Here is a 25720-nt window from a genome sequence, read left to right as displayed (position 1 = left end):
CAATGACACAAGAATTGAATAAGCAGTCAAATCGCCTTCAAAAAGGCGGTCGTATTGATCGCTCTAAACCGTTGACGTTTACTTATAACGGCAAACAATACAAAGGGTTTGATGGCGATACATTAGCGTCTGCATTATTGGCCAATGGTGTTGACCTTGTGGGGCGAAGCTTTAAATACAGCCGTCCTCGCGGCATTGTTGCAGCGGGCGCCGAAGAACCCAATGCGATCATGCAAATTGGTGCCACAGAAGCCACGCAAATTCCAAACGTACGAGCCACGCAACAATCACTTTACAATGGTTTGGTTGCCAGTACGACCAATGGTTGGCCAAGTGTGGACACGGACGTAATGGGTTGGGTTGGTAAGGTCGGTGGGAAAATGATGCCACCGGGGTTTTACTACAAAACCTTTATGTACCCAAAATCCATGTGGGAAACCTACGAATCGTATATTCGTAAAGCCGCTGGTCTTGGCCGTGCGCCAAAAGAAAATGACCCAGACATTTACGACAAGATGAATCAGCATTGCGATGTGCTCATTGTAGGTGCGGGTCCTGCAGGTCTTATGGCGGCATTAACGGCGGCACGGGCTGGTGCTCGTGTGATTATTGCTGACGAGCAAAACGAATTTGGTGGCAGCTTATTAAGCAGCACCGAAACCCTAAATGGCAAGCCTGCGTCAGAGTGGGTAGCCGAAGTCGTTCAAGAATTGTCAGGTTTTAAAGACGTGTTGTTGCTGCCTAATTCTCAGGTGAACGGCTATCACGACCACAACTTTTTGACGATCCAGCAACATTGTACTGATCAGTTTGCGGACCGCGCGCCAAATGGGCAAATTGCACAGCGCTTGCATCGCGTTCGCGCAAAATGGGTGGTGTTGACAACCGGTGCTCATGAACGTCCTTTGGTATTTGGTAATAACGATGTTCCGGGCTGCATGGTTGCAAACGCAGTATCGACTTACATTAATCGTTATGGCGTCGTGCCGGGTAATGAATTGATATTGATGACGTCTAACGACAACGCCTATCGCACTGCACTGGATTGGCATGATGCTGGCCGTAAGGTCGTGGCGATTGTTGATTCTCGTAAAAACCCACAAGGCACCTTTGTGGACGCTGCGCGTGAACGTGGCATCAACATTATGGTGGGTTCGGGTGTGATTGAAGCACACGGCAATAAACGTGTGAGCAGTGTTTCGATTGCCCCTTTGAACGAGGCGGGTGATGCCGTTGTGGGGCCAGCAGTGAAAATAACAGCCGATACGGTGGCGACATCAGGCGGCTGGAGTCCGGTGGTGCACTTGTCCTGTCACACAGGGGCTCGTCCTGTTTGGAACGATGACATTCTGGGGTTTGTGCCTGGCGCTACGGTACAAAAACAGCTGACTGCGGGTGCCATCAATGGTGCGTTCAGCACAGTAAAAGTATTGGAAGAAGGTTTGAAAGCGGCAACCGACGCATTGTCGCATTTGGGTATGGCGGTTCCTACGGTGACATTGCCAGAAGCGCAGATTGTAGAAGAAGGCAAAGCCATGGCTTTGTTTCATATTCCACACACTAAACCAACGTCAAAAGCGCCTAAGCAGTTTGTGGATTATCAAAATGATGTCACGGCGGCGGGCATTGAGTTGGCGTGTCGCGAAGGCTTCGAATCGATCGAACACGTTAAGCGTTATACCGCAATGGGCTTTGGTACTGACCAAGGTAAATTGGGCAACATCAACGGTATGGCGATTGCGGCAAAAATGCTCAATCAAACCATTCCAGAAACAGGCACAACGATTTTCCGTCCAAACTACACGCCGGTGACATTTGGTGCGATTGCTGGGCGAGATTGTGGTGAATTGTTTGATCCAAAACGCTACACCGCCATGCACGCTTGGCATGTGGAACGCGGTGCGAAATTTGAAGACGTTGGTCAATGGAAACGCGCTTGGTATTACCCGCAAGGCAACGAAACCATGCAAGATGCGTTAAACCGTGAGTGCGTAGCGACGCGTAAGTCGGTGGGCATTTTAGATGCGTCTACCTTGGGCAAAATTGATATTCAGGGCAAAGACGCACGCGAATTCCTTGGTCGTGTTTACACCAATGCTTGGGCGAAATTGCCCGTTGGCAAATGTCGTTACGGCCTAATGTGTGGCGAAGACGGCATGGTATTTGACGATGGGGTAACGTCTTGTCTGGCGGAAAACCATTTCTTGATGACCACTACGTCAGGCGGTGCGGCTCGTGTGCTTTCTTGGTTGGAAATTTATCATCAAACAGAATGGCCAGAGTTGGAAGTGTTCTTCACGTCTGTGACGGATCATTGGTCCACCATGACGATTTCTGGGCCAAACAGCCGTAAGTTGTTGGAAAAGCTGACCGATTACGATGTGTCAAAAGAAAACATGGCCTTTATGGATTGGAAGCCGATGACAGTGGCTGGCGTGCCGGCTCGTGTCTTCCGCATTTCTTTCACGGGTGAGTTGTCTTTCGAGATCAACGTACAAGCGAACTATGGTTTGCATGTTTGGAAAGCATTATTTGAGCAGGGTGAAGAATTTAACCTAACCCCATACGGCACAGAAACCATGCACATTTTGCGTGCTGAAAAAGGTTTCATTATTGCCGGACAAGACACAGACGGTTCTGTGCATCCGTTTGACCTTGGTATGTCGTGGGCGGTGTCTATGCAGAAGCCATTTAGCTTTATCGGTAAACGCGGCATGCAACGTGAAGACTGTGTTCGTGAAAACCGTAAACAGCTTGTTGGCTTGAAAACATTAGACCCTAACGCCGTGTTGCCAGAAGGCGCACAAGGTGTGTTGGACCCTAATGCACCGATCCCAATGCCAATGGTTGGCCATGTCACATCCAGCTACTGGAGCGCGAACTTGAACCGCTCTGTCGCCATGGGGTTTGTAAAAGGTGGCTTAGATAAGATGGGTGAGAAAGTCTTCTACCCACTTGCAGACGGTCGTGTCATCGAAGCGGAAATTTGTAGCCCAGTATTCTTAGATCCAAAAGGGGAACGTCAAAATGTCTGATGTCACAGTAGCAGCAACGGAAACGAAATTGGTGACGAAGCAATTGCCAGCCGCTGATATTATGGGCGAAAGCCCGCTGCATCATGCGGATCTTGCAAGCGTTGCCCAGAAAGGGGCGCAGCAAGGCGGTGTGCATTTTCATGAGCGCAAACTGAAAGGTTTGTTAACCTTGCGTTGCTTGCCAACCGCAGAACAGCAAAACGTAATTCAGTCTTTGTTAGGCGTGGCGTTACCAATGCAGCCATTAACGTCTGTTACTACGGACGCTGTGTCGGTGCGTTGGGTTTCTCCTGATGAGTGGCTGATTATTGTGTCAGGAGATCAGGCGTTTGAATTGGAAACACAATTCAATGCGCAACTCATGGGGCATTTTTCGTTGGTGAACATCAGCGGCGGCACCACTATTTTTGACGTTTCTGGCAGCCATGTGGTGGATATGTTGAAAAAGTCGACGCCAGTGGATTTGCACGACAGTGAGTTTCCGGTGGGTAAAGTGGTTTCTACGGTGTTTGCAAAAAGTGGTGTGATGATTTGTCGTGTGGCAGAAGATCACTACGAACTCGTGGTTCGCCGCAGCTTTGCCGACTATCTCTGGTTGTGGATCCAAGACGCCAGCCGAGAATACGGCTTGGTTGTAACCGCTTAAATCATTGTTATTCCTTTGTGTTATCGCACGGTTTGATTGACCACGTTTGTGGTCAATCCTTTTCGTGATCTAAAAAATGAAGCCAAAAAAGAGGCTATTGTATGAAGCTAAAAACCGCTCCTTGGATCTTTACAGCCAGCTGTCCAAGCATTATCGGCACCGTTGATGTGGTGACGCGATACATGGCGCAAGCCGGAAACTACGTGGATGAAATTCATTCTTTTGATGACCGTGAGTCGGGTCTTTTCTTTATTCGTATTGAATTTTTGCCACAAAATGCGGACTTTAATGAAGCAACCTTTAAAGCTGAGTTTGCAGAACGCGCCGCTGAATTTTCGATGGATTGGTCGTTAACCGCTCCAAATCACAAGCCAAAAGTCGCCATCATGGTGTCAAAGTACGACCATTGTTTGAATGATCTTTTGTACCGTTTTCGTACAGGGCAGTTGAACATCGACGTCACGGTGATTATTTCCAATCACCCAGATTTAGAAGATCTCGCAAAATGGCACGGTATTCCGTACTACCATTTGCCCATTACGGCTGAAACTAAGCTAGAACAAGAGGCCAAAGTTCGCGCTTTGATTGAAGAATACGACACCGAATTGGTTGTGCTAGCGCGCTATATGCAAGTGCTTTCACCGAGTATGTGTGAATACTTGGATGGCCGCGCCATTAATATTCACCACTCTTTGTTGCCTGGCTTTAAAGGCGCACGCCCTTATCACCAAGCATGGGAAAAAGGCGTAAAAATGGTCGGCGCGACGGCTCACTATGTGAACAACGACCTAGATGAAGGCCCAATCATTTCCCAAGGCATTCAAGTCGTGAACCACGCTCACTACGCAGAAGACCTGATTGCCAAAGGCCAAGACATCGAACGCGTTACCTTGTTTAACGCCGTGAAATGCCACGTAGAAAAACGCGTATTCTTAAATGGTAAACGTACTGTTGTGTTTGGTGGCTAGTGAAGTGATTTCCACATAAGAAAACCGACAGCGGGGAGATCAAAAAGGATGTCCCCGTTTTTTATTCTGAATATCCGCTTTTAAAAACTCTGGTCTGTTTGTCTGTCTGCTGCGTATGGTTTCTAGTGAATGCATTTAACAAACGCAAGAGGTGGATTTTGAGGATAGCAAAAGTATGCGTGGCGCTGAGTTCATTGTTGCTTGTCGCTTGTACCAAGATTGGGTTGGGTGTGGCGAACTTGCCGAACCAATTTAGTGATACCGAAACGACAAAAGACCTAGCCTATGGGTCTGAGCCTTGGCAAAAATTAGACATTTATGTTCCGCCGCACGCTGCTGATAAACCGCTTCCGGTCGTTGTATTTTTTTATGGCGGTAGCTGGAAAGATGGTTCAAAGGACATGTATCCGTTTGTCGGTGAAGCGTTTGCCAAAAAAGGCTATATCACCGTCATCGCGGATTACAGTAAATACCCGCAAGTAAAATTTCCTACCTTTGTAGAAGACGGCGCCAAAGCGGTTGCTTGGACGTATCGTCATATCGCCGAATACCAAGGCGACCCTAAACGCTTGTTTATAGCGGGACACTCTGCTGGTGCACACATTGGTGCAATGGTGACGGCCGACAAACAATATTTGCGCGCCGAAGGCTTAACGCCATCCATCATAAACGCCTTTGCGGGCTTATCTGGGCCTTATGATTTTGTGCCTTACGAAGACGACTATAAGGACATGTTCGGCCCGCCAGAAAATTACCCGAATATGCAAGTAACCACCTTCATTGATGGTAAAGAACCGCCAATGTTATTGTTGTGGGGTGCGGACGACACCATTGTGGGCAAAAGTAATATGGACAAACTCATCACAAAAATCCATGCCGAGCAGGGCACTGTAGAAAGCAAAGTCTATGATGGTGTCGGTCATGCCGACATGGTATCTAGCCTTGTGTGGTTTTTGAAAAGCAAAGCGCCAATACTGGAAGACGTGAACGACTTCTTTCAAAGCCATGGGGCGAACGCTATAAAAGTGGAAGATTAAAGTGTACTGACATTTTGCTTGGTCAGGATAGCGTTGAAATTATTTAATGGTCATTAATCAGATAAGCAAACACATACAAAAATTACTTAAATCCATAGTATCTTTTCACAGAAAAACGATAACCTCTGTGTGACGTGTTTTAACTTTATTTGCGAGAGAAGGGCTTAATGTGGATTTAGTTCGACTTATTTATACAAGTACCATCACCGAGCAATTTGAGGTGGAAGATATTGCTCGTATTCTTAAAGTGGCGCGAGTCAAAAATAAAGCTCTTAATGTGACCGGTTTGCTGTCTTTTAATCGGCAGTTCTTTCTTCAATGTTTAGAGGGAACACGTCAAGAGGTGAATCAGATTTATCATAAAATCGCCACGGATCCACGTCATAAAAAGCCTGAGATAATCAGTTATGAAGTGATTTCCTACAAAGAGTTTGATAGCTGGAATATGGGCTATCTACAAAATACAGCGAGCCTTCGTGAACTGTTTTATCAGCATACAAAAAGTATAAACTTCGACCCCTATAACATGAATGGTGAGCGTGCTTTGGCTCTGCTAATGGATATCAGAGATGAGATAAAGCGGGCAGAAACACAGTAAAACGCTAAACAGAATCGATCTTTAATGCTTATGCAGCTGTTTCCTGGCATAAGCATTCTTTATGAATGTCATTCCTAATTCTTTAGCTGGAGTTTTTTTTGCACCTCGTTACGTTTACTATAGCGGCCTCTTTTCCCGACACGATGTGAAGTAGCCGCAATGACAGCAAGCAGTATGACGGACACCAATTTCAACTTAGATTTGGCCGCTGAGTTAAAGGCCATTGTAGGAAGTCAGTACACGTTAACAGACGAAGACAAGACCAAACCTTACAGCCAAGGTTTTCGCCTTGGTGGTGGTAAGGCGTATGCCGTTGTCCGTCCTGGTAGCTTGGTTGAAATCTGGAAATGTTTGCAAGCCTGTGTGAAAGCAGATGTGATTGTTATTATGCAAGCGGCAAATACTGGTTTGACGGGTGGCTCAACACCCAATGGCGCAGACTATGACCGTCCTATCGTTATCATCAGCACCATGCGCATCGACGACATTCAGTTGCTTGATCAGGGCAAACAAATCGTTGGCTTCGCAGGCAGTACGTTATTTGGTTTAGAAGATACGCTGAAACCGTATGGGCGCGAACCGCATTCTGTGATTGGTTCTTCTTGTATCGGTGCCTCTATTGTCGGTGGTGTGTGTAACAACTCTGGCGGCGCGTTAGTGCAGCGTGGTCCTGCGTACACCGAAATGTCTTTATTTGCTCAAGTTACCCAAGACGGCGAACTGCAACTGGTCAATAACCTAGGCATTGAATTAGGAACGGATCCAGAAGAAATTCTGACCAACTTGCAAAACAAAACGTACCAAGAAAAAGACGTTCAATTCCCAGAAAAACGCGGCTCTGATAACGAATACCACGAACGTATTCGTGACGTTGACGCCGACACACCATCGCGTTTCAACAACGACCCGCGCCGTCTATACGAAGCATCCGGTTGCGCGGGTAAGTTGGCAGTATTCGCTGTGCGTATCGATACCTTCCCGATTCCAGAAAAATACCAAGTTTTCTACATCGGCACGAACGACCCAGCGGTCATGGAACAAATGCGCCGCGACATGTTGTCTACCTTTAAAAATCTGCCAGTGTCTGGCGAATACATGCACAGCAGCAGCTATGACATCAGTAAAAAATACGGTAAAGACAGCTATTTGGTGATCGACAAACTCGGCACCAAATACATTCCGAAAATGTTTGCCCTTAAGCGCACGGTCGATCGCTGGGCGGGCAAATTCAAGTTCATGCCAAGCAAGTTCTCTGACATCATGATGCAATACGCGAGTCAGCTTTTCCCGAATCACCTGCCAAAGCGCATGGAAGATTTCCGCGAAAAATACGAACATCACTGGATTGTGGAAACGAGCAACGACGGCGTTGCGGAAGCGCAAGCGTATTTAGAGAACTTCTTCAAAGACAACGAAGGCGACTTCTTCGCTTGTACCAAGCGTGAAGCTGACCAAGCTATTTTGCATCGTTTTGTGACAGGTGGTGCATTGACGCGTTATCACATTATGAACAAAAAAGATCTAGGTTCCATCATGACCATCGACGTGGCATTCCCTCGTAATGAGCGTGATTGGTTTGAAGAGTTACCACAAGACATCGAAGAGAAAGTCGCGGTTAAAATGTACTACGGCCACTTCTTCTGTCACGTCATGCATCAAAACTACATCATGAAAAAAGGCGTCGACGCCAAAGCGGTGAAGAAACAAATTCTATCCAGCTACGACGCTCGTGGCGCGGAATATCCAGCTGAACATAACGTTGGCCATGAATATCTAGCGAAACCAGCGTTACGCGAGTTTTACCAAAAAACCGACCCAACCAACAGCTTCAACTCAGGGATCGGCGGCACCAGTAAATTGAAAAATTGGCAAGAATTGAGCGACGAACACACGGGTTGTGGTTGTCATAAGTAAGCTTTCTTAGAGCTTAGAGTAAAACTCAAAAAGCCGAGACGTTTCTTTGAAAGATGTCTCGGCGTTTTTTACTTAACCATTTCGAATTGAGAGATTTCTATATCTTGTCCGTCAGGAAACTTGGCGTGTATTTCTAGCTTACCTCCCAATGCTTCAATGTATTGCTTCAATGTACTGATAAGGGCATCGGGACGATTTTCAATTTGAGAGATGTTTGGCTGAGCAATATTCATAAGGCTGGCTAAATCTGCCTGATTTACGCCTCTTTTTTTTCTGACTTCTGCAAGCGACATCTCTGCAATAATTGCAACAGCTTTAGCTCTAGCGGCGGCTTGAACCTCTGGTTTAATTTTCTTCCGTAATTCGTTGATCGACTTAGCCATAACTAAACCTCCTATCTTGTTTTTTCTGAATCACTATTTTTCAAGTAATTTAAGAATTCTGTTTCAGCTAACGGAATATATCTATCATAAAATGTTTTATCTCTTTTCCCATCTTTGCGTCCACCACATAACAATATGGCTTTCCTTGTTAGGTCAAAAGCGTAAAAGACACGATATGGTTTTCCTGCATGCTGAACTCTCAATTCTTTAAGGTTCTTTACCTTATTTGTTCCTTTTAGAGAATCTGCATAAGGTCGTGCTAATTGAGGGCCTTTAATTTCTAATACATCAACCATTGATAGCACGTCTTCTTGCTCTTTGTCCGTCAAGCTAAGAAACCATTGTTCGTATTCGTCGGTTATTAATATCTCCCAAATCATAAGCAATCCTTGCTGTCTTTATGATTTTAAAAATACGCTTTAACGTATATATTGTCAAGAGTATATTTTCACGATGTAAACTCTCTAGATTTGCTTGTGAATAGAGTTATGAGGTAGTTTTTTTGTCTATTCCCATTTATACCAATGTAATAAGATGACTGAAATGGATACCGTTCCGGTTAACCAAAACCGCACAGGATAAAAACGAAAATGTCTCATTACGACAAGTTAACGTCACATTACCAAACACTCAGCCACTTTAATCATGCTCAAGCCATGCTTGGCTGGGACGCGGCGGCGAACATGCCATCGGGTGGTAGCGAAGCGCGTTCCAATGCCATGGCCGAGTTATCGGTTCATATTCACCGTTTATCGACACAACCTCAGTTAGAAGAGTGGTTTGGTAACGCCGAGCAAGAATCCTTAAGCACTGAACAAAAAGCCAGCCTACGTGAGATGAAACGCCAATGGCAGCAAGCGACCATGGTTCCAGAAGACTTAGTGCAAGCACAATCCATCGCGGGTTCCAAATGCGAACATGCGTGGCGCACTCAGCGTCAAGAAAACGATTGGACAGGCTTCGAGAAGAACTGGAAAGAAGTCGTCGCTTTGTCTCGCGAAGAAGCGAAAATTCGTGGCGCTGCATTAGGTCTTACGCCTTATGACGCCATGCTAGACAAATACGAGCCGGGCACCACAACCGCGTCGCTGAATACCTTATTTACTGACGTGAAAACCTGGCTGCCAGAACTGATTGAAAACGTACTGGAAAAGCAGAAGTCTGAATCCATCATTTTACCGTCTGGAACGTTTTCGACTGCAACTCAAAAAGCCCTTGGCTTAGAAGTGATGAAACTGCTGCAATTCGACTTTGACCGTGGCCGACTCGACCAAAGTGTGCACCCATTCTGTGGTGGCGTACCAACCGATGTGCGCATTACCACCCGCTATGATGAGCAAGACTTTGTACAAGCCTTAATGGGCATCGTCCATGAAACAGGCCACGCTCGCTATGAACAAGGCTTACCCAAAGCCTTTGCAGGCCTGCCAGTGGGCGAAGCCCGCTCCATGGGCATTCATGAATCGCAATCCTTATTTTTCGAAATGCAAATAGGGCGCAGCAAACCCTTTATCTCTCACTTATCACGCTTATCCGCCGACGCTTTTAACGCCCACAACGACCCTGTGTTTGCCGAAGACAACCTCTATAAAATCTACACCCAAGTGGAAAAAGGCTTTATTCGTGTTGACGCCGACGAGCTGACCTACCCAGCGCACGTCATCCTGCGTTACGAGATAGAACGAGACCTGATCAACGGTGTCATAGAACACACCGACGTACCCGCATTGTGGGACGAAAAAATGAAAGCCGCCCTTGGCATCTCCACCAAAGACAACTACAAAAATGGCTGCATGCAAGACATCCATTGGACAGATGGCGCCTTTGGCTATTTCCCAAGCTACACACTTGGTGCCATGTACGCGGCTCAATACAAAGCCACCCTGATACAAAACGTCGACTTCGGCTGTGATTTCGATATGGCCATCCAAAGTGGCGACCTAAGTCCCATCTTCCAATGGCTAAGCGACAACATCTGGACACAAGCCTCGCTCCACACCACCGATGAACTCGTCAAACGCGCCACAGGTGAAACCTTAAACGCCGTGCATTTTAGAAAACACCTAGAAGGACGGTATTTGTAACAGATCTGTTCCCTCCCTTTTCTTCAAGGGCTAGGGAGGGATTATGGCGCTTGGATCAAAGCAAATGCCACCGCTCGACGTTACTTTGATAAATTGACGTTTGACCTCGCTCTTGGCGTTTGCTTTGCTCCTCGCTGCTAAACATAAACACCCAAAGCGTAGGGCACGATGAGCGAAGCGTGATCTGCCGTCGTTCGTAAACGCATAACTTATTCAATACAGCTGCCAAGTCTCTTCCCCCTTTCTTCAAGGGGAAGACGGAAGATGGGGTTTTGAAGTGGTTCGGCTTCGAGCAAACCAAACACCACCGTTCGACGTTACTTTGATAAATTGACGTTTGACCTCGCTTTTGGCGTTTGCTTTGCTCCTCGCTGCTAAACATAAACACCCAAAGCGTAGGGCACGATGAGCGAAGCGTGATCTGCCGTTGTTCGTAAACGCATAACTCATTCAATACTGCTGCCAAGTCTCTTCCCCTTTCTTCAAGGGGAAGACGGAAGATGGGGTTCAGAGCCTTTAATCTCATCAAGCATAGCATTTTTAAATCTGCCCCTAAATTCTCAACTAGCCGAAATAGAGACTGCTATTTCATTTAGCTCGTACTCACCTTCATAGTTCTTCATTTCCGCAACAACGTCATCAGCCGAAGCGAAGAAGAACTCCTTTCTTCCATTTATAAGGTTTACCCTCTGATCTGAAAATCTGCTATGTAAGAACCGTTCAAAAGTTGGTGCATCTTCAGTAAATGCGAATGCGTGGACATCAAATAGTTCGGGGACTGAGGCATCGCCTAGTTCTTTTACTCTATCGTAAGGGTCAGCGCGTCTTGTCATTCCAATTTTCACTACTCCTTCGCCAAATGACAACTTATTCGATATCACATACACATAGCCAGCTCTTGTTTGTTGCGCTAGAGATATCGCTCTTTTCGCTTTTTCACGAAGCTTTTCAAGTTCTTGCTTATGAACTTCATACAAGGCTTTTTGTTCTTCAGTGCTAGATTCTAGTTTACTAAGCTCTTCAGCGACTAACCGCTCCATAATCAGTCGTTCTTTTTCAGTCTTTTCAGCAGCAGCTTTTATACGCTTCTCTTCACGTTCAGCCTCTCTTTGTATCTGAAGTTCTTGGCGTTGCTCCTCCTTAAGGTCTTGCTTAAGTTGGTTTATTTCGTAACCAAGTCTTAGCTCCATAATCTTCAGTTGCAAATACTCTTTCGTTAGATATGTTTTCACTAAATCTGCTGAAGAGTTAATGTCTTGAAACGTATCCTTTGTTCGTTCTATGAGACGGTTGATATTGTTCCAATCAACTAAGGCTGCGGCGGCTTTAAATTCATTATCTAAGCATCGAAGTCTCAATTTTATTTCCCGATTGAACAGCTTCTTAGCCTCTGATTTCTTACCATTAACCACTACGTCATCACCGATTGAACAGGTGCATGCTTTTTTATCGCTAACTAGCTGCTTTATAGCTTGTTTGGTTTTGGATAGCTTATTTTCTAGGTCTTCCAGATCATGTAATTGCGACAGACTGCTGTAAGAAACAGAGTCAGTTGAGCCTACGCTAAGGTAGTAATGGGAAAGACGGTTTTCACATTCTTTCAGCTGTGACATTCCAGTTTGATAGTTTTCCTGTAAAACATGGTAGCTCTTTGTGATATCGAAAAGTAACTGTTCTTTCTCAGTTGCTGGGCCATAGACTTTCTCAACTTCCTTATCTATTGCTTTTGCTCGTTTCAGTGCAGATCGAGACTTTACTAGGAAAATTAATGAGAGCAATGTAAATGCAGCTAAGGCTATAGTAATGAACATAAAGACTCCTCAAATTGACTCTGGTAGCTGCTTGTAAGTAGAAAATGTTTCTGTAGAACCTTGCTTGCGAGCTTCTCTAATCAGATGGCTCTCGCGAAATTCTTTTGCTTCTACCTCAAAGTACCAATCACACTCAACACCGATCTCCGCCATGGCTTCAGCAACCTCTTGAGGAGTTACTCTAAAAAACTCTTTTCGGTGATTTTCGGTGTTTACTCGTTTCTCATTAAATTTGTTGTGGAGTTTTCTCTCTATTTGAGGTGCATCTGAAACAAATGTTAGAGCGTGTACATCGAATTTAAATGGAACGCTGGCATCGCCTAGCTCATTTACTCGATCCATTGGCTCTAGTCTACGAGTCATTCCGATTTTTACAACGTTGTCTCCGAAACAACCAACATTGGAAATTACATATATATATCCAGCTTTTGTAATTTGAGCCTGAGAAATGGCCCGTTCAAACTTGCTTTCGAGCTGTTCGATCTCCTCTTGCATTAAGGCGATTTTTTGCTCCATATCCAATGCGTTTGCACCGTGAAGTTTTTTAGCGAGTTTTTGCGCTTTTATCAAATCCGACTTCTTGTAATCAATTTCATCTTCAAGTTCATCCGTATCAGTTCCAGCTTGTTTAGCTTGCTCTCTTAGTAGTTCTTGTTGCTGTTTCTTTTGTTGATTAATTGCTTCTTTGTGCAGCAATTCTTGATGCCATATAGTTAGCTCTTCTACTTTTAAATTGAAGTACTCATTTGAAATTGTGACATTTGCCGTTTCTCCGAGTTTCGCTAATTGTTGCTCTAATCGGCTGAGTTTGTTTATTGCGGTATCATAGCTAGAATGACGCATGACTCTTCGAATCATATCGAATTCGGCGTTAAAAGCTTTTAGAAGAAGGCCTTGATATGAAGTGATCATCTGGGTTCCTTTAGACTTACTGCCAAACCATTCCCAGTTTGAGAAGGCGCTTGTCGCTCTGCCTGATTTGATAACCTGGTATTGACGTTCGATATATTCAGCAATTTTGTTCTTTAGTGATTGGCTATCATCAAATTTGAAGGTTGGAGGATAAAGACCTACATCAATATATTTAAGTTGTTCTTTTTTAAGCGCTAACTCGTCTTTTAGCTTTAAGTAAATCGGTTGACCTCGCTCTATTTTATTTTCGATATCATCAGATTCTCGTTGCAGATTTTGAATAATTTCTTCGACAGGGTTGTCTGCAAGAGCCTGTTTCTTTTTATCGACATTTATGAAGAGATTCTTACTCTGTCTTTGGGTATATATTGCGAATAAAAAAAAGGTGCAGGCCAATAGTGCCAGTACTACCCAAGCAAAGTGGTAAGTCTCAGTAGTTTCAGACATTGATATTCCTTTATTCTAATGTTTTAAGGTATAGATTAAGTAAATCATACTTTGAAGCGTGGTGACTAGCTTTTGACGTAGATGGTTTAACATGACATTAAAAAAGCAGCACAGATAGCTAAAAAGCAATAGCCTAGCGTAGACTAAATCAAATATTAGGCTCAGATAAAAAATAGGGAATATTAGAAATAGGAGGAATTAGATCCAAATAAAAATTAGCCCTTTTCATCTGGTTCTAGATCCTTAAACCCCAAGTCTGTGAACCCTCTTTAAAGCTTTTTTAATACATTGCTTTTGTTTAGCTGATATTCGTCAAGGTCGTTGGCGAGAAACAGGTTGCCCGAATAATGGGCTTTGGCTTCTTGATAAATATCGGCGATGGAAGGGGATAGGTTCGGGTTGGCTTGGTAGCGAGGGCTAAAGTGGGTTAACACTAAGTTTGGGATGTTAGCTTGCTCGGCAAAGGTCGCTACAAGCTCGGCGTAACTGTGGCCGTAGTTGTTGCCTGACTTCTCAACGAGGTCTTTGGTGTAGGTGGCTTCATGAATCAGTACGCTTGCGCCATGGCTTATTTGAGCCAATAGCTCTGGTTGGTCATTGTCGCCTGCCACTATGATTTTTTGCGGGTTTTGATCGTAGAGCAAATAGTCTTCACAATGGATTAGCTTGCCGTTTAGTTCAACATCTTGCCTTTTTTGTAACTGCCCCCAATGTGGCCCTCTGGGGATGTTATGCTGCTCCAGTTTTTCCACATCCAAGCGCGGGTTGATGTCTTTTTCGGTAAAACGGTAGGCATAAGAGGGGACTCGGTGAGACAGGGCGACCGTTTCCACACGAACCTTTCTGAATTCGACAGATGGCAGATCATCAGTACAGACAAACTCAATGTCATAGGGCAGATACAATTGCGTATGTTGCTGAGTCGCTTCCACCCATTCTTTTACACCACTTGGTGCCATAATTTTCAATGGCGCCTTGCGACCATTCATGGCGGCACTTGCCAATATGCCTGGCAAGCCATAACAGTGATCGCCATGAATGTGCGTGATGAAGATGGCTTGTAAGGCATTGATCGATAAATTGGTATGAAGTATCTGATGTTGCGTGCCTTCGCCACAATCGACAAGGTACCAGCCGCTGCCTCTTTCTTCGCGCACCGCGATGCCAGTTACATTGCGTGTTTTGGTGGGAACGCCTGCCGAGGTTCCAAGAAAGACAATATTCATTTTTTACCTTGATGCATAAAAGACGGGTTATCTTGCCTAAGCCTAATGTTTTCGTGACCAAGCGGCAATCTTGGGTTGTATAGATGGCTTATTATTTACCTAGTTTCAAAAAACTCACCTCAGTCGCCGCTAAGAATTGTTATCTTCTATACGCTTCCTGAGCTAAAATACAAACCTTGTTCGTACTTTTTAATACATGAGATTTATAAATGACCGCATTTGATACCAAAGTGGAAGAATTGATCGCTAAACACCCGCATTTAACCAAAGAGGAAGCCATCAAAATCATCACTGAGAAAAACGACCGTAAGAAGCAGAAGCGAAATGCCAGAACAAACAAAGGCAGCGTGAACAAAGGCTAGCAGCAAGAAATAGATAACTAGGTTCACATAACACCACTGGGTGGTACTTTATACCACCCTACATTTAATCTCTCCAAACCCATACTCTAACGCTATTTCGGCGCAAAAGGCCGTTGCTTGCCCACCATGAGCTAACCAAGTCAAACTGAAGGATCATTCCTTACTTAACCTTAAACATCTCTCTTAGTTTTTTAAGTGTGAAGTGATACTATAGTGATACTTTTACTTATGAAGGTGTCACTATGAGAACGGAAGTCGTTACTACGTTAAAGAGACAAGCAACAAAACTGCTTGCCGATTTACATGAAACCAAAGAACCTATTCTCATAACAGAGCATGGCCAACCGTCTGCTTACCTTTTAGATGTTGCTGATTACGAGTTAATGGTTGAGCGGATGAAGATTCTAGAAGGCATTGCGAAAGGAGAGCAGGCCATTCGAGATGGTCGAATTATGGACATGGATCATGCCAAAGAGAAGATGAGTAAATGGCTCAAATAATTTGGACTGAGCCCGCCTTAGATAATTTAAACGACATCGCTGAGTATGTTTCTGTTAGTCATCTACAAGCCGCTAAGCAGTTAGTTGAAAATGTGTTCAGCCAGGTGCAGAGACTCGAATTTTTTCCAGAATCAGGTAAAGTACCCGAAGAAATTTCGACATTAAATTATCGAGAAGTTGTTGTTAATCCTTGTCGTGTTTTTTACAAAGTAGAACAGGACTCCGTTTATATCCTGCATGTGCTTAGGCAAGAAAGAGACCTGCGGAAGTTTTTACTGTCAGCGGGAATCCAAGGTTAACCACTCACGAGACTGTAACTAATTTTGTGTAACTACCTATCACAACATATTCTATAGAGAATTAAGGATAGGTAGATGCAAATGAACCAAAAAGAACTGGAAGCCTTCGCAAAAGAAGCCGCCAAAGGCATTAAAACGCCTGAGGATCTTAACGAATTTAGCCAAATGCTGAAGAAGATTACCGTTGAGGCGGCCTTGAATGCAGAGATGGATGAGCATCTGGGTTACGAGAGACATCAAAAATCCTCGTCAACCAACAGTCGTAATGGTAAGAACAGTAAGCGTATTAAGACGGAAGATGGTGAGTTTGAACTGGATACGCCTCGTGACCGCGAAGGTTCTTTTGAACCAAAGCTGGTCAAAAAGCACCAATCCCGCTTTACTTCCATGGACGATAAAATCCTATGGCTCTACGCGCAAGGTATGAGTACCCGAGACATCGTCAATGCCTTCGATGAATGGTACGGTGCTGAGATATCTCCGACACTGGTATCACGTGTTACCAACGCGGTGATCGAGCAAGTAACTGAATGGCAAGCACGCCCCTTGGATGCCATCTATCCCATTGTGTATCTTGATTGTATTGTGTTGAAAATCCGCCAAGATAAGCGTGTTATCAATAAATCGATTTTCTTGGCACTCGGTATCAACACCGACGGTCATAAAGAACTCATGGGCATGTGGATTGCTGAAAACGAAGGGGCTAAGTTCTGGCTAAACGTCCTCACTGAGCTTCAGCAGCGTGGTGTAGAAGATATTCTCATCGCTTGTGTTGATGGTCTAAAAGGCTTCCCAGAAGCCATCAATGCCGTTTTCCCACAAACCAGCATTCAACTGTGTATCGTGCATATGGTACGCAACTCATTGAAGTATGTATCATGGAAAGACTACAAAGCGGTGACGGCGGACTTAAAGCAAGTTTACCGCTCTGCAACGGAAGAAGAAGCCTTGTTGGAGTTAGATCGTTTCGCAGGCGTCTGGGACGATCAATACCCGCAAATCACCAAATCGTGGCGCAATCACTGGCATAATCTTAATACACTGTTTAGTTACCCTGACGATATCCGCAAAGCGATCTACACAACGAACGCTATTGAATCACTGAACAGTGTCATCCGTAGAGCCATTAAAAAACGTAAAGTCTTCCCAAGCGACGATTCTGCGAGGAAAATGGTTTATCTTGCCATTAGAGAGGCCAGTAAAAAATGGACAATGCCCATTCAAAACTGGCGCCAAGCGATGAGTCGATTTATTATTGAGTTCGAGGAGCGACTCGAAAAGCACCTTAACTAAATGGTAGTTACACAGAATCTGTTACAGGGTCCCACTCACTCATGATTTTTAGGATCAAATAAAAACAGGGTGGTTTTTATTTACCTCACTATCTTCATAAGACAAAAAAAGACCGATGCTATGCAAATCACATCGGTCCTTCTTACTTCAAACCTCTAATAATCCAGCGCCATCTCTGCCATTTTCATCGTATTTTCAAACGAAGCACAGCCTGCGATAAATAAGCCGTTATGACAGAACATTGCATCGTCCAAACCTGTTACGTCTTGCAGTTCTTTATCCGATAATCCAGCCCATGGCGCAGGCAGTTTTTTGCGGTCTTCAAATGAGCCTAGTTCAACGGGTACGGTTTGTATGCGCCATTGTCCGGTTTGCGATGGGTAAACCATGAACAAGGCGTCTTTGGATAGTCTAAGCACGGTGGTTTTCCACGGTGTGTATTGTTCTAACACGATGATTCTTGGGTCTTCGGCTTTTTCGATGGCGTTGGCGACGATGGCTTTAGCGTTTACGCCGCCGCTTGCCGCCGCAATAAAGCGAGTTAATATGCGAGATGCGAAGGCAACGGCTTCATCGAAACAGGCGTCAAAATCGCCTTCTTCTTGCCATGTTGGGTTAAACATGGAGATGGTTTGACTCAGGCTGATGCCGGTTTGTACGCCTTCTACGTGTCCGCAATCGATGGCGTCGATGGTGGAGACGAGATTCTTGTCCAATGAGTTGGTGACTTCTTGGTCACCTGCGCATATTTCTAGGCCGTATTTTTGCCAAATCAAGCCAAAGGATGAAAACGGGATGCCGTTTTCTCGTGCGCCTGCACCGCCTTTTTGGTGGTGGTCAAAACGGCCTTGTTCTGCGTCGTATATTCCGCCAACGTCTACCACAATATCGGCCTTAGCCATGGCATCTAGGTCGCGCGTGCGGAGTATTTTAGCCGCTGGAAAAAGGTGTTTAAGTGCCGCGACGGCAAAGACATCGTCGGCATGAAAGTTGCCATTGTGCGTTGCGATTACTTGAACGGGTTCGGTCATTCTGTGGTCTCTTTGATTGATTTCATTTCACTTAACAGCACACACGTACTAATAAAACGGCATTTTACGGGGTTTTGTCAGAGGGTGACACCGTTCATTTGCCTATCTGGCTTTTTGTTCTGCGTATATTGTTAAGTAATATAAATAGGAATATGATTCTCAAAACCTTAGGGGAGTAGTCTCTCAGTCTAGTCTGAGATAACCGTCAACAGTCTCCGAACAGTCGTTCGTGGTGGTTATGTCCTGTTTTATATGGATTGACAAGACTTAAGGCAAGCGTTGTTCTCGGGTGGAGGGCCGCTCTTGCCTTCTGTCATTTCCACCCGAGGACCTGACTGTGTTTCCAATCATTGCTTTTCTTGCTTTCCTGTCTTATTTGTCGAGATCATTACGATCTCAGTTCATTGTTTTTTACTCATCGTTTTTTTCTTTCTTCCGTGAGGTGGCGCTATGATGTTGGCTATTTTAGCCTTATTAGGCGGTTTTGTTTTGTTGGTGTGGAGCGCGGATCGTTTTGTAGATGGCGCTGCCGTGACGGCAAAATACGCGGGCATGCCGCCGTTATTAATCGGTATGGTAATTGTGGGGTTCGGCACGTCTGCACCCGAAATGGTGGTGTCTGCCATGGCCGCGATGGACGGTAATCCGGATTTGGCATTGGGCAATGCGTTGGGGTCAAATATTGTCAATACTGGGCTTATTCTTGGCGTTACGGCGTTGATTGCGCCGATCATGGTGCAATCTAATATCGTCCGAAAAGAGTTGCCATTGTTGTTGCTGATTGGTTTGTTATTTGGCTATTTTATTTGGGATGGATCGTTAACGCGGGTTGAGGCTGTGCTCTTGCTGGTTGGTTTTTTTGCCTTGGTTGGTTGGAGTATTTTCTCTGCCATGAGGGGCAAAAACGATGCGTTAGAAAACGATATGGAACAAGAGTTGGTTACTCATGCGATGCCTATCAAAAAGGCCATTTTTTGGTTGGTTATTGGGTTGGTTCTTTTGATTATAAGCTCTCGTGTGCTTGTATGGGGCGCTGTTAATATCGCTCATGCGTTTGGTGTAAGTGATTTAATTATAGGCCTTACGATTGTTGCATTGGGGACGTCACTACCCGAACTGGCGGCGTCTATTATTGCCGTTAGAAAAGGTGAGCATGATATTGCCATTGGTAATGTGGTTGGTTCGAACATGTTTAACCTACTGGCAGTAATCGGGATTGCGGGAGTAATATCGCCGATGCAAAACTTGTCGGCCGATGTGTTGTCGCGCGATTGGCTGGTGATGATGGTAATGACGGTTGTTTTGTTGATGATGGCTTATGGATTGCGTCGACCGGGTCGTATTAATCGCTATGAAGGCGCAGGGTTGCTGCTCGCTTTTGCTGCTTATAATGTGTGGTTAGTCTCATCGGTTATTGGGTAATGTGAGATATCATTGGTTAAGGTTTAAACGAAGAAGAGACGTTTATGGAAGAGTTATTCACTCAATTTTGGCAAAGTCATTCCACTACTATTGTGACGCTTGGTTATCGGATTGTATTGGCCGTGGTTATATATCTAGCCAGCTCGTTTATTGCAAAAGCAGTACGTAAGGCAATACTGAATACGAATTCTAAGCTGCATAAGCTGGACGCCACGTTGGCACCGATATTTTCAACCGTCGCCAGTTATGCGGTGTATGTGATTGGTGGTGTGTTTATTTTAGACATATTTGGGGTCAACACGGCCAGCCTGATTGCTTTGGTTGGTGCGGCTGGTTTGGCGATCGGTTTGGCGTTGAAAGACACGCTAAGTAACATCGCTGCCGGGATTATGTTGCTCATATTACGACCTTTCAAAGCGGGGGATTTTATCGAGTTCGGCTCCACACAAGGCGTGGTGAAAGAAATTAATTTATTCACCTGCGTGTTTGAAACCGTTGACGGTTTATACATTGCTTCTCCGAATAGTATTTTGTGGGGAAACAATATTAAGAACTTCACGCGAAACGGTAAGCGGCGCATGGATATTGTGGTTGGCATATCCTATTCGGATTCTATTGAGGTTGGTTTGTCTGTGCTTAAACAAGTGGCAGAAAGTGAGCCTAGGTTATTGGAAGACCCAGTCCCTCAGACAATGGTGGTTTCTATGCTGGACAGTTCGGTGAATATTCAGCTTAGAGCGTGGGCAAAAACGGATGATTATTGGCCGACATACTGGGATTTAAACAAACGCGTCAAAGAGTCGATAGAGGCCGCTGGCTTGACGATTCCGTTCCCTCAACGAACTTTGCATTTGGTGAGCGAGCAGGGATCGCGGGCGTTGAAAGAAAAACCATAGGGGCTTTATTCTGCGCGACGACGGCTTCGTAAGCAGGTCAGCCTCAGATTCAAAGAAGGGAGTACCCCTTCCCTAACCCTCCTCTTGGAAGACAAAAGGGGAGGGAGCCATTGGTTCCGAGGACGATGAAATCCACAAACCTCTGGCACTTCTAGCAAAAATCACTGTCTATTCACTTCCTTGTGCATTTTTCCTTTATGATAGTCGTCATTAGAATTTGAATTAAAGTTGGAACCTGAAAATTATGAACAGTACGCCTACACACAAGCCACGTCCGATGGTGGATCTTATTGTCAGTGTCATTTTGCCGTCGTTGATTTTGATGAAGTTAAGTGGAGAAGATAAATTAGGCACCAGCGGCGGTTTGATTGCCGCGCTGGCGTTTCCTTTGGGTTGGGGCCTTTTTGAATTAGTTAAGTACCGTAAGTTTAACTTTATTGCGTTGTTGGGTTTGGTGAGTGTGTTACTGACGGGCAGTATTGGGTTGTTCGAATTGGACAATAAATGGCTGGCGATTAAAGAGGCGGCGATTCCTGCGGTTATTGGTATTGCTGTTCTGATCTCGACGTTTACACCTTATCCTTTGGTGCGGGCCATGTTCTTCAACGCCGCGATCATGGACGTTGATACCATTAAGCAAAAGCTTGAAGAGAATAACAGTACGGAAATGTTCGAAAAGCGACTCATGAAGGCCACGTACTTTATTGCTGGTTCTTTTGTCTTCTCAGCGACGATGAATTACGTCTTGGCGAAATGGATTGTTACCAGCCCAGCGGGAACGGAAGCCTTTAATGAAGAACTAGGACAGATGACGCTGTACAGCTACCCAATGATCGCTATTCCCTCCATGATCATGTTAATGGCGATATTTTATTACCTATGGCGCAGCATCCAAAAAGCGACTGGATTGAAACTGGAAGACTTAATTGTTAAGAAATAGCCCCAGCTATCAAGCTATTAGCAGAGATTAACCCCATCCTCCGCCTTCCCCTTGAAGACAAAAGGGGAAGGGACTTGTTCATTAAACGCTCACAAGAGATCAGCCCCATCCTACCCGTTAGATAACCTAAAGACGTTGAGTCGCTTTTAGTGTTTCTCTAGTCGTTTCCAGCCAGTTCCCCCATCACCCGAAAAATTACACTGAGTTCATTGCTTAACCTTGAAAGGATAAATCGATGAACGCAGCTGAGATACACGATAAAGCCATTGTGATCGATGGTTTGATTTGCGCGAAATGGAACCGTGAATTATTTGAAGACATGGCCAAAGGGAAGTTAACCGCGGCCAATTGCACTGTGTCGTTTTGGGAAAACTTTGAAGGTACGGTTCGAAACGTGGTTGAGATGAATCAGCTAATCGAAGCCAACAGCGATTTGCTATTAAAAGTCCGTACCACAAAAGATATTCATCGTGCTAAAGCCGAAGGCAAAACGGGTGTGATGATGGGCTTTCAAAATGCCCATGCGTTTGAAGACCAAATTGGCTACGTGCAGGTCTTCAAAGACCTTGGCGTGGGCATTGTACAAATGTGCTACAACACACAAAACTTGGTGGGCACAGGTTGCTATGAGCGCGATGGCGGCTTGTCTGGTTATGGTCGTGAGATCGTAGCAGAAATGAACCGTGTCGGTATGCTGTGTGATTTATCTCACGTTGGCCCCAACACGGCCAAAGAAGTCATCATCGAATCCACTAAGCCTGTTGCGTATTCTCACTGCTTGCCTGCAGGACTAAAAGAGCACCCACGCAACCGCACCGACGAAGAGCTTAAATTCATTGCTGACAATGGCGGTTTTGTTGGCGTGACCATGTTTGCGCCTTTCTTAAAAGCCGGAATTAACGCCACGATTGATGACTATGTGGAAGCCATTCAATACATCTACAACATCGTGGGCGAAGACGCGATTGGCATCGGTACCGATTTTACGCAAGGTCACGGTTACGACTTTTTCGAATACCTCACTCACGACAAAGGCTATGCCCGCCGTTTGACTCGCTTTGGCGAGATCATTAATCCGCTGGGTATGCGCACGGTAGGTGACTTCCCGAACTTGACTGAGGCGTTGTTGAAGCATGGCTTTAGCGAGCGCCAAGTGGTCAAAATTATGGGTGAGAATTGGGTAAATCTATTAGAAGAAGTTTGGGGAGAATGATGATGGGAACTCACGCGCCAGAAATGCCAATCGAAGTGGATGATGAAACCGGTGTTTGGAACACGGACGCATTGCCAATGTTGTACGTGCCTCGTCACTTTTTTGTTAACAATCACATGGGGATTGAAGACGAAATTGGCGCAGAGCGTTACGCGGAAATTTTGTACAAAGCCGGTTATAAATCGGCGTATTTTTGGTGCGAACAAGAGTCGGCTTGTCACGGTATTTATGGCGAAGAGATTTGGCACCACTATCTTAAACGTCTATCGCAACGTGGTTGGGGCTTTTTCATTACCGAAGAGTTAGACATTGAAAAAGGCACCGCAAAAGTACGTTTGGAAAATTCCGCTTTTGTTTATCACTACGAAAAAATTCACGGTAAAAAAGTCAATCGTAAAGTGGATTACATGTTTACGGGTTGGTTTGCTGGGGCATTGGATCAAATCGCAGAAAGCAATGGTTTGGAGATCCGCACCAAGGCCATTCAGACTCAAAGTGCAGCAGAAGATGGGTGTGACGTCGGTTACTTCCAAGTTTCCCCACTGTAGCGTTTTTAAACACATGGTGTCATCACGGGCAGGTGATGATGCCAACCGTAACAGTTAAACGTCGTTTTCAAGAAGGCAGGATGTTATGTCCCAGTATGATGCGTTGTTCGAGCCATTAAACATTAATAAATTAACCATTCGCAATCGTATTGTCAGTACGGCTCACGCTGAGGTATACGCCACTGATGGCGGCATGACAACCGATCGTTATGTGAAGTACTACGAAGAAAAAGCCAAAGGCGGCTGTGGGCTTTGTATTTGCGGTGGTTCCAGTGTGGTGTCTATTGATAGTCCACAAAGCTGGTGGAGCTCGGTTAATTTATCAACCGATCGCATTATTCCGCATTTCCAGAATTTGGCCGATGCCGTGCATAAACATGGCGGCAAGATCATGATTCAAATTACCCACATGGGGCGTCGCTCTCGTTGGGACGGAGAAAATTGGCCGAACCTAATGTCGCCGTCTGGCATTCGTGAGCCGGTTCACCGTGCGACTTGTAAAACCATTGAAGTGGAAGAAATGTGGCGCATTATTGGCGATTTCGTCCAAGCGGCGCGTCGTGCCAAAGAAGGTGGTTTGGATGGCGTCGAGCTGTCTGCGGTTCACCAGCATTTGATCGACCAGTTTTGGTCACCACGAGTGAACAAACGTACCGACGAATGGGGCGGGACGTTTGAAGGTCGCATGAAGTTTGGTATGGAAGTGCTCAAAGCGGTTCGTGCCGAAGTGGGGCCGGATTTTGTTGTGGGTATGCGTATTACCGGTGATGAATTTCATCCTGATGGCTTAGGTCACGAAGAGATGAAGAAAATTGCGCAATATTACGATGCCACGGGCATGGTGGACTATTTTGGTGTCGTCGGTTCGGGTTGCGACACGCATAACACCTTAGCCAACGTGATTCCGAATATGAGCTATCCGCCTGAACCTTTCTTGTATTTGGCGGCGGGCATAAAAGAAGTGGTCAATGTGCCGGTGATTCACGCGCAAAATATCAAAGACCCGAATCAGGCGAAACGCATTATCGAAGCGGGTTATGTGGATTTTGTTGGCATGACGCGCGCGCATATTGCCGACCCGCATTTTATCGCCAAGATCAAAATGGATCAGGTCGATCAAATTCGTCAGTGCGTGGGCGCAAACTATTGCATCGACCGTCAGTATCAAGGCTTGGATGTGTTGTGTATTCAAAACGCAGCAACGTCTCGTGAATACATGGGCTTGCCTCATATTATTGAAAAAACCACCGGCGCGATTCGACACGTTGTGGTGGTTGGCGGTGGCCCTGGTGGATTAGAAGCGGCGCGTGTTGCCGCAGAACGTGGTCATAAAGTCACCTTGATTGACAAAGCCGACGAGTTAGGTGGGCAATTAGTCTTGGCAGCCAAAGCGCCACAGCGTGATCAAATCGCGGGGATCACTCGTTGGTTGGTCATGGAAATAGAACGTTTGGGTGTAGAGGTGCGTTTAGGCACAGCGGCCAGCGAAGCGTTGATCAAAGAACTGAACCCAGACGTGTGTATTTTGGCGATGGGCGGTCGTCCATTTATTGACCAAAACCCAGAGTGGGGCGCAGCAGAAGGTTTGGTGGTATCTACTTGGGACATCCTAAGTGGCAAAGTAGAGCCAGGAAAAAACGTGTTGGTTTACGACACGATTTGTGAATTCTCTGGTATGTCGGCTGCAGACTATTTGGCTTCGAAAGGTTCGTTAGTGGAGTTGGTGACCGACGATATCAAACCGGGTGTTGGCATTGGTGGCACAACCTTTCCGACTTATTACCGTTCTTTGTATGAGAAAGAAGTCATCATGACGTCGGATTATTTGCTGGATAAGGTTTACCGAGAAGGCGATAAATTGGTCGCTGTACTGGAAAACGAATACACCGCACAAAAAGAAGAGCGCGTCGTGGATCAGATCGTTGTCGAAAACGGCACGCGTCCAAATGAAGACTTGTATTACGCACTAAAACCAAGCTCATGCAATAAAGGCCAAATTGATAATGAAGCCTTGTTTGATATCAAGCCTCAACCTGTACTGAGCGGTGGTTCTGATGACGGCATGATCTTGTGGCGTTTGGGGGACGGTGTGTCGCAGCGTAATGTTCATGCGGCTATGTATGATGCTTTGCGTCTATGCAAGGATTTGTAGGAG

The 25720-nt window shown here is 45.4% G+C and carries 23 protein-coding genes; 17 read left to right on the top strand and 6 right to left on the bottom strand.

Features of this window, described 5'->3' with window-relative positions:
- The first annotated feature begins 2 nt into the window (after nt 1-2).
- From AABA11_RS10035 to dld, 6 genes are all read left to right on the top strand, one after another.
- Entirely contained in the window at nt 3-3035 is a 3033-nt protein-coding gene (locus tag AABA11_RS10035) for a sarcosine oxidase subunit alpha (RefSeq protein WP_338267542.1), read from the top strand.
- On the top strand, nt 3028-3681 hold the full coding sequence (locus AABA11_RS10030; protein ID WP_265728031.1) for a sarcosine oxidase subunit gamma: 654 nt from the start codon (nt 3028-3030) through the stop codon (nt 3679-3681). The genes AABA11_RS10035 and AABA11_RS10030 overlap by 8 nt, the downstream gene beginning before the upstream one ends.
- Before the next feature lie 101 nt (nt 3682-3782).
- On the top strand, nt 3783-4649 hold the full coding sequence (purU, locus tag AABA11_RS10025) for a formyltetrahydrofolate deformylase (RefSeq protein ID WP_265728032.1): 867 nt from the start codon (nt 3783-3785) through the stop codon (nt 4647-4649).
- Between the two features lie 179 nt (nt 4650-4828).
- Entirely contained in the window at nt 4829-5686 is an 858-nt protein-coding gene (locus AABA11_RS10020) for an alpha/beta hydrolase (protein WP_338267538.1), read from the top strand.
- A gap of 169 nt (nt 5687-5855) precedes the next feature.
- Complete coding sequence (locus AABA11_RS10015) at nt 5856-6284, top strand: BLUF domain-containing protein (RefSeq protein ID WP_265728034.1); 429 nt, start codon at nt 5856-5858, stop codon at nt 6282-6284.
- A 174-nt stretch (nt 6285-6458) separates the two neighbouring features.
- The gene (dld, locus tag AABA11_RS10010; RefSeq protein ID WP_420915713.1) at nt 6459-8198 is read left to right on the top strand and encodes a D-lactate dehydrogenase; all 1740 of its coding nucleotides are present in this window, start codon (nt 6459-6461) and stop codon (nt 8196-8198) included.
- A 68-nt stretch (nt 8199-8266) separates the two neighbouring features.
- Here the strand turns inward: dld and AABA11_RS10005 are convergent, their stop codons facing one another.
- Nucleotides 8267-8581: an XRE family transcriptional regulator gene (locus tag AABA11_RS10005; protein ID WP_338267532.1), complete on the bottom strand. Its 315-nt coding sequence runs from the start codon at nt 8579-8581 to the stop codon at nt 8267-8269.
- 11 nt (nt 8582-8592) lie between these two features.
- Nucleotides 8593-8961: a type II toxin-antitoxin system RelE/ParE family toxin gene (locus AABA11_RS10000; protein ID WP_338267530.1), complete on the bottom strand. Its 369-nt coding sequence runs from the start codon at nt 8959-8961 to the stop codon at nt 8593-8595.
- 210 nt (nt 8962-9171) lie between these two features.
- Here AABA11_RS10000 and AABA11_RS09995 point away from each other — a divergent pair, with 210 nt between their 5' ends.
- Nucleotides 9172-10665 (top strand): carboxypeptidase M32, encoded by a 1494-nt coding sequence (locus AABA11_RS09995; protein WP_338267528.1) that lies wholly within the window; start codon nt 9172-9174, stop codon nt 10663-10665.
- A gap of 560 nt (nt 10666-11225) precedes the next feature.
- Here AABA11_RS09995 and AABA11_RS09990 read toward each other — a convergent pair.
- The 3 genes from AABA11_RS09990 to AABA11_RS09980 form a co-directional block, all read right to left on the bottom strand.
- Nucleotides 11226-12476, bottom strand: a complete 1251-nt coding sequence (locus AABA11_RS09990; RefSeq protein ID WP_338267524.1) for an SNIPE associated domain-containing protein — start codon at nt 12474-12476, stop codon at nt 11226-11228.
- Between the two features lie 9 nt (nt 12477-12485).
- On the bottom strand, nt 12486-13835 hold the full coding sequence (locus tag AABA11_RS09985; RefSeq protein ID WP_338267521.1) for an SNIPE associated domain-containing protein: 1350 nt from the start codon (nt 13833-13835) through the stop codon (nt 12486-12488).
- A gap of 269 nt (nt 13836-14104) precedes the next feature.
- Nucleotides 14105-15061, bottom strand: coding sequence for a ribonuclease Z (locus AABA11_RS09980; RefSeq protein ID WP_338267519.1), 957 nt, complete (start codon nt 15059-15061; stop codon nt 14105-14107).
- Between the two features lie 209 nt (nt 15062-15270).
- Here AABA11_RS09980 and AABA11_RS09975 point away from each other — a divergent pair, with 209 nt between their 5' ends.
- From AABA11_RS09975 to AABA11_RS09960, 4 genes are all read left to right on the top strand, one after another.
- A complete protein-coding gene (locus AABA11_RS09975; RefSeq protein WP_265728042.1) occupies nt 15271-15423 on the top strand; it encodes a hypothetical protein in 153 nt (50 codons plus the stop codon).
- A gap of 242 nt (nt 15424-15665) precedes the next feature.
- Nucleotides 15666-15923: a type II toxin-antitoxin system Phd/YefM family antitoxin gene (locus AABA11_RS09970; RefSeq protein WP_265728043.1), complete on the top strand. Its 258-nt coding sequence runs from the start codon at nt 15666-15668 to the stop codon at nt 15921-15923.
- The gene (locus AABA11_RS09965) at nt 15911-16222 is read left to right on the top strand and encodes a type II toxin-antitoxin system RelE/ParE family toxin (RefSeq protein WP_265728044.1); all 312 of its coding nucleotides are present in this window, start codon (nt 15911-15913) and stop codon (nt 16220-16222) included. The genes AABA11_RS09970 and AABA11_RS09965 overlap by 13 nt, the downstream gene beginning before the upstream one ends.
- 81 nt (nt 16223-16303) lie before the next feature.
- The gene (locus AABA11_RS09960; protein ID WP_338269659.1) at nt 16304-17515 is read left to right on the top strand and encodes an IS256 family transposase; all 1212 of its coding nucleotides are present in this window, start codon (nt 16304-16306) and stop codon (nt 17513-17515) included.
- A gap of 155 nt (nt 17516-17670) precedes the next feature.
- On the opposite strand, the gene AABA11_RS09955 is transcribed toward AABA11_RS09960, so the two are convergent.
- On the bottom strand, nt 17671-18546 hold the full coding sequence (locus tag AABA11_RS09955) for an MYG1 family protein (protein ID WP_265728045.1): 876 nt from the start codon (nt 18544-18546) through the stop codon (nt 17671-17673).
- Nucleotides 18547-18996: 450 nt separating this feature from the next.
- On the opposite strand from AABA11_RS09955, the gene AABA11_RS09950 reads away from it, so the two are divergent.
- The 6 genes from AABA11_RS09950 (at nt 18997) to dgcA (ending at nt 25717) form a co-directional block, all read left to right on the top strand.
- Entirely contained in the window at nt 18997-19968 is a 972-nt protein-coding gene (locus tag AABA11_RS09950) for a calcium/sodium antiporter (protein WP_338267510.1), read from the top strand.
- A gap of 44 nt (nt 19969-20012) precedes the next feature.
- Nucleotides 20013-20864, top strand: coding sequence for a mechanosensitive ion channel family protein (locus AABA11_RS09945; RefSeq protein ID WP_338267508.1), 852 nt, complete (start codon nt 20013-20015; stop codon nt 20862-20864).
- A 244-nt stretch (nt 20865-21108) separates the two neighbouring features.
- On the top strand, nt 21109-21804 hold the full coding sequence (locus tag AABA11_RS09940; protein WP_338267506.1) for a VC0807 family protein: 696 nt from the start codon (nt 21109-21111) through the stop codon (nt 21802-21804).
- A gap of 235 nt (nt 21805-22039) precedes the next feature.
- Nucleotides 22040-23017 carry a dipeptidase gene (locus AABA11_RS09935; protein WP_265728049.1) on the top strand — a complete coding sequence of 326 codons (978 nt, stop codon included), beginning with the start codon at nt 22040-22042 and terminating at the stop codon, nt 23015-23017.
- A gap of 2 nt (nt 23018-23019) precedes the next feature.
- A complete protein-coding gene (locus tag AABA11_RS09930; RefSeq protein WP_338269657.1) occupies nt 23020-23565 on the top strand; it encodes a DUF5943 domain-containing protein in 546 nt (181 codons plus the stop codon).
- Nucleotides 23566-23650: 85 nt separating this feature from the next.
- Nucleotides 23651-25717: a dimethylglycine demethylation protein DgcA gene (dgcA, locus tag AABA11_RS09925; protein ID WP_338267503.1), complete on the top strand. Its 2067-nt coding sequence runs from the start codon at nt 23651-23653 to the stop codon at nt 25715-25717.
- Nucleotides 25718-25720 lie beyond the last annotated feature (3 nt).

Source organism: Marinomonas pontica, from assembly GCF_036322735.1.
Classification (GTDB): domain Bacteria; phylum Pseudomonadota; class Gammaproteobacteria; order Pseudomonadales; family Marinomonadaceae; genus Marinomonas; species Marinomonas pontica.
The sequence above is the reverse complement of the archived record's forward strand: the minus strand, read 5'-3'. Positions and strand labels throughout refer to the sequence as shown.

What these genes read in the sequence shown, in the direction of transcription:
- AABA11_RS10005 (WP_338267532.1), bottom strand. Translation starts at nt 8,581, where the DNA reads ATGGCTAAGTCGATCAACGAATTACGGAAGAAAATTAAACCAGAGGTT.
- dld (WP_420915713.1), top strand. Translation starts at nt 6,459, where the DNA reads ATGACGGACACCAATTTCAACTTAGATTTGGCCGCTGAGTTAAAGGCC.
- AABA11_RS09940 (WP_338267506.1), top strand. Translation starts at nt 21,109, where the DNA reads ATGAACAGTACGCCTACACACAAGCCACGTCCGATGGTGGATCTTATT.
- AABA11_RS09980 (WP_338267519.1), bottom strand. Translation starts at nt 15,061, where the DNA reads ATGAATATTGTCTTTCTTGGAACCTCGGCAGGCGTTCCCACCAAAACA.
- AABA11_RS10000 (WP_338267530.1), bottom strand. Translation starts at nt 8,961, where the DNA reads ATGATTTGGGAGATATTAATAACCGACGAATACGAACAATGGTTTCTT.
- AABA11_RS09985 (WP_338267521.1), bottom strand. Translation starts at nt 13,835, where the DNA reads ATGTCTGAAACTACTGAGACTTACCACTTTGCTTGGGTAGTACTGGCA.
- AABA11_RS09955 (WP_265728045.1), bottom strand. Translation starts at nt 18,546, where the DNA reads ATGACCGAACCCGTTCAAGTAATCGCAACGCACAATGGCAACTTTCAT.
- dgcA (WP_338267503.1), top strand. Translation starts at nt 23,651, where the DNA reads ATGTCCCAGTATGATGCGTTGTTCGAGCCATTAAACATTAATAAATTA.
- AABA11_RS09950 (WP_338267510.1), top strand. Translation starts at nt 18,997, where the DNA reads ATGATGTTGGCTATTTTAGCCTTATTAGGCGGTTTTGTTTTGTTGGTG.
- AABA11_RS09970 (WP_265728043.1), top strand. Translation starts at nt 15,666, where the DNA reads ATGAGAACGGAAGTCGTTACTACGTTAAAGAGACAAGCAACAAAACTG.
- AABA11_RS09990 (WP_338267524.1), bottom strand. Translation starts at nt 12,476, where the DNA reads ATGTTCATTACTATAGCCTTAGCTGCATTTACATTGCTCTCATTAATT.
- AABA11_RS09965 (WP_265728044.1), top strand. Translation starts at nt 15,911, where the DNA reads ATGGCTCAAATAATTTGGACTGAGCCCGCCTTAGATAATTTAAACGAC.
- AABA11_RS09935 (WP_265728049.1), top strand. Translation starts at nt 22,040, where the DNA reads ATGAACGCAGCTGAGATACACGATAAAGCCATTGTGATCGATGGTTTG.
- AABA11_RS10030 (WP_265728031.1), top strand. Translation starts at nt 3,028, where the DNA reads ATGTCTGATGTCACAGTAGCAGCAACGGAAACGAAATTGGTGACGAAG.
- AABA11_RS09975 (WP_265728042.1), top strand. Translation starts at nt 15,271, where the DNA reads ATGACCGCATTTGATACCAAAGTGGAAGAATTGATCGCTAAACACCCG.
- AABA11_RS09960 (WP_338269659.1), top strand. Translation starts at nt 16,304, where the DNA reads ATGAACCAAAAAGAACTGGAAGCCTTCGCAAAAGAAGCCGCCAAAGGC.
- AABA11_RS09995 (WP_338267528.1), top strand. Translation starts at nt 9,172, where the DNA reads ATGTCTCATTACGACAAGTTAACGTCACATTACCAAACACTCAGCCAC.
- AABA11_RS10035 (WP_338267542.1), top strand. Translation starts at nt 3, where the DNA reads ATGACACAAGAATTGAATAAGCAGTCAAATCGCCTTCAAAAAGGCGGT.
- purU (WP_265728032.1), top strand. Translation starts at nt 3,783, where the DNA reads ATGAAGCTAAAAACCGCTCCTTGGATCTTTACAGCCAGCTGTCCAAGC.
- AABA11_RS09945 (WP_338267508.1), top strand. Translation starts at nt 20,013, where the DNA reads ATGGAAGAGTTATTCACTCAATTTTGGCAAAGTCATTCCACTACTATT.
- AABA11_RS09930 (WP_338269657.1), top strand. Translation starts at nt 23,020, where the DNA reads ATGGGAACTCACGCGCCAGAAATGCCAATCGAAGTGGATGATGAAACC.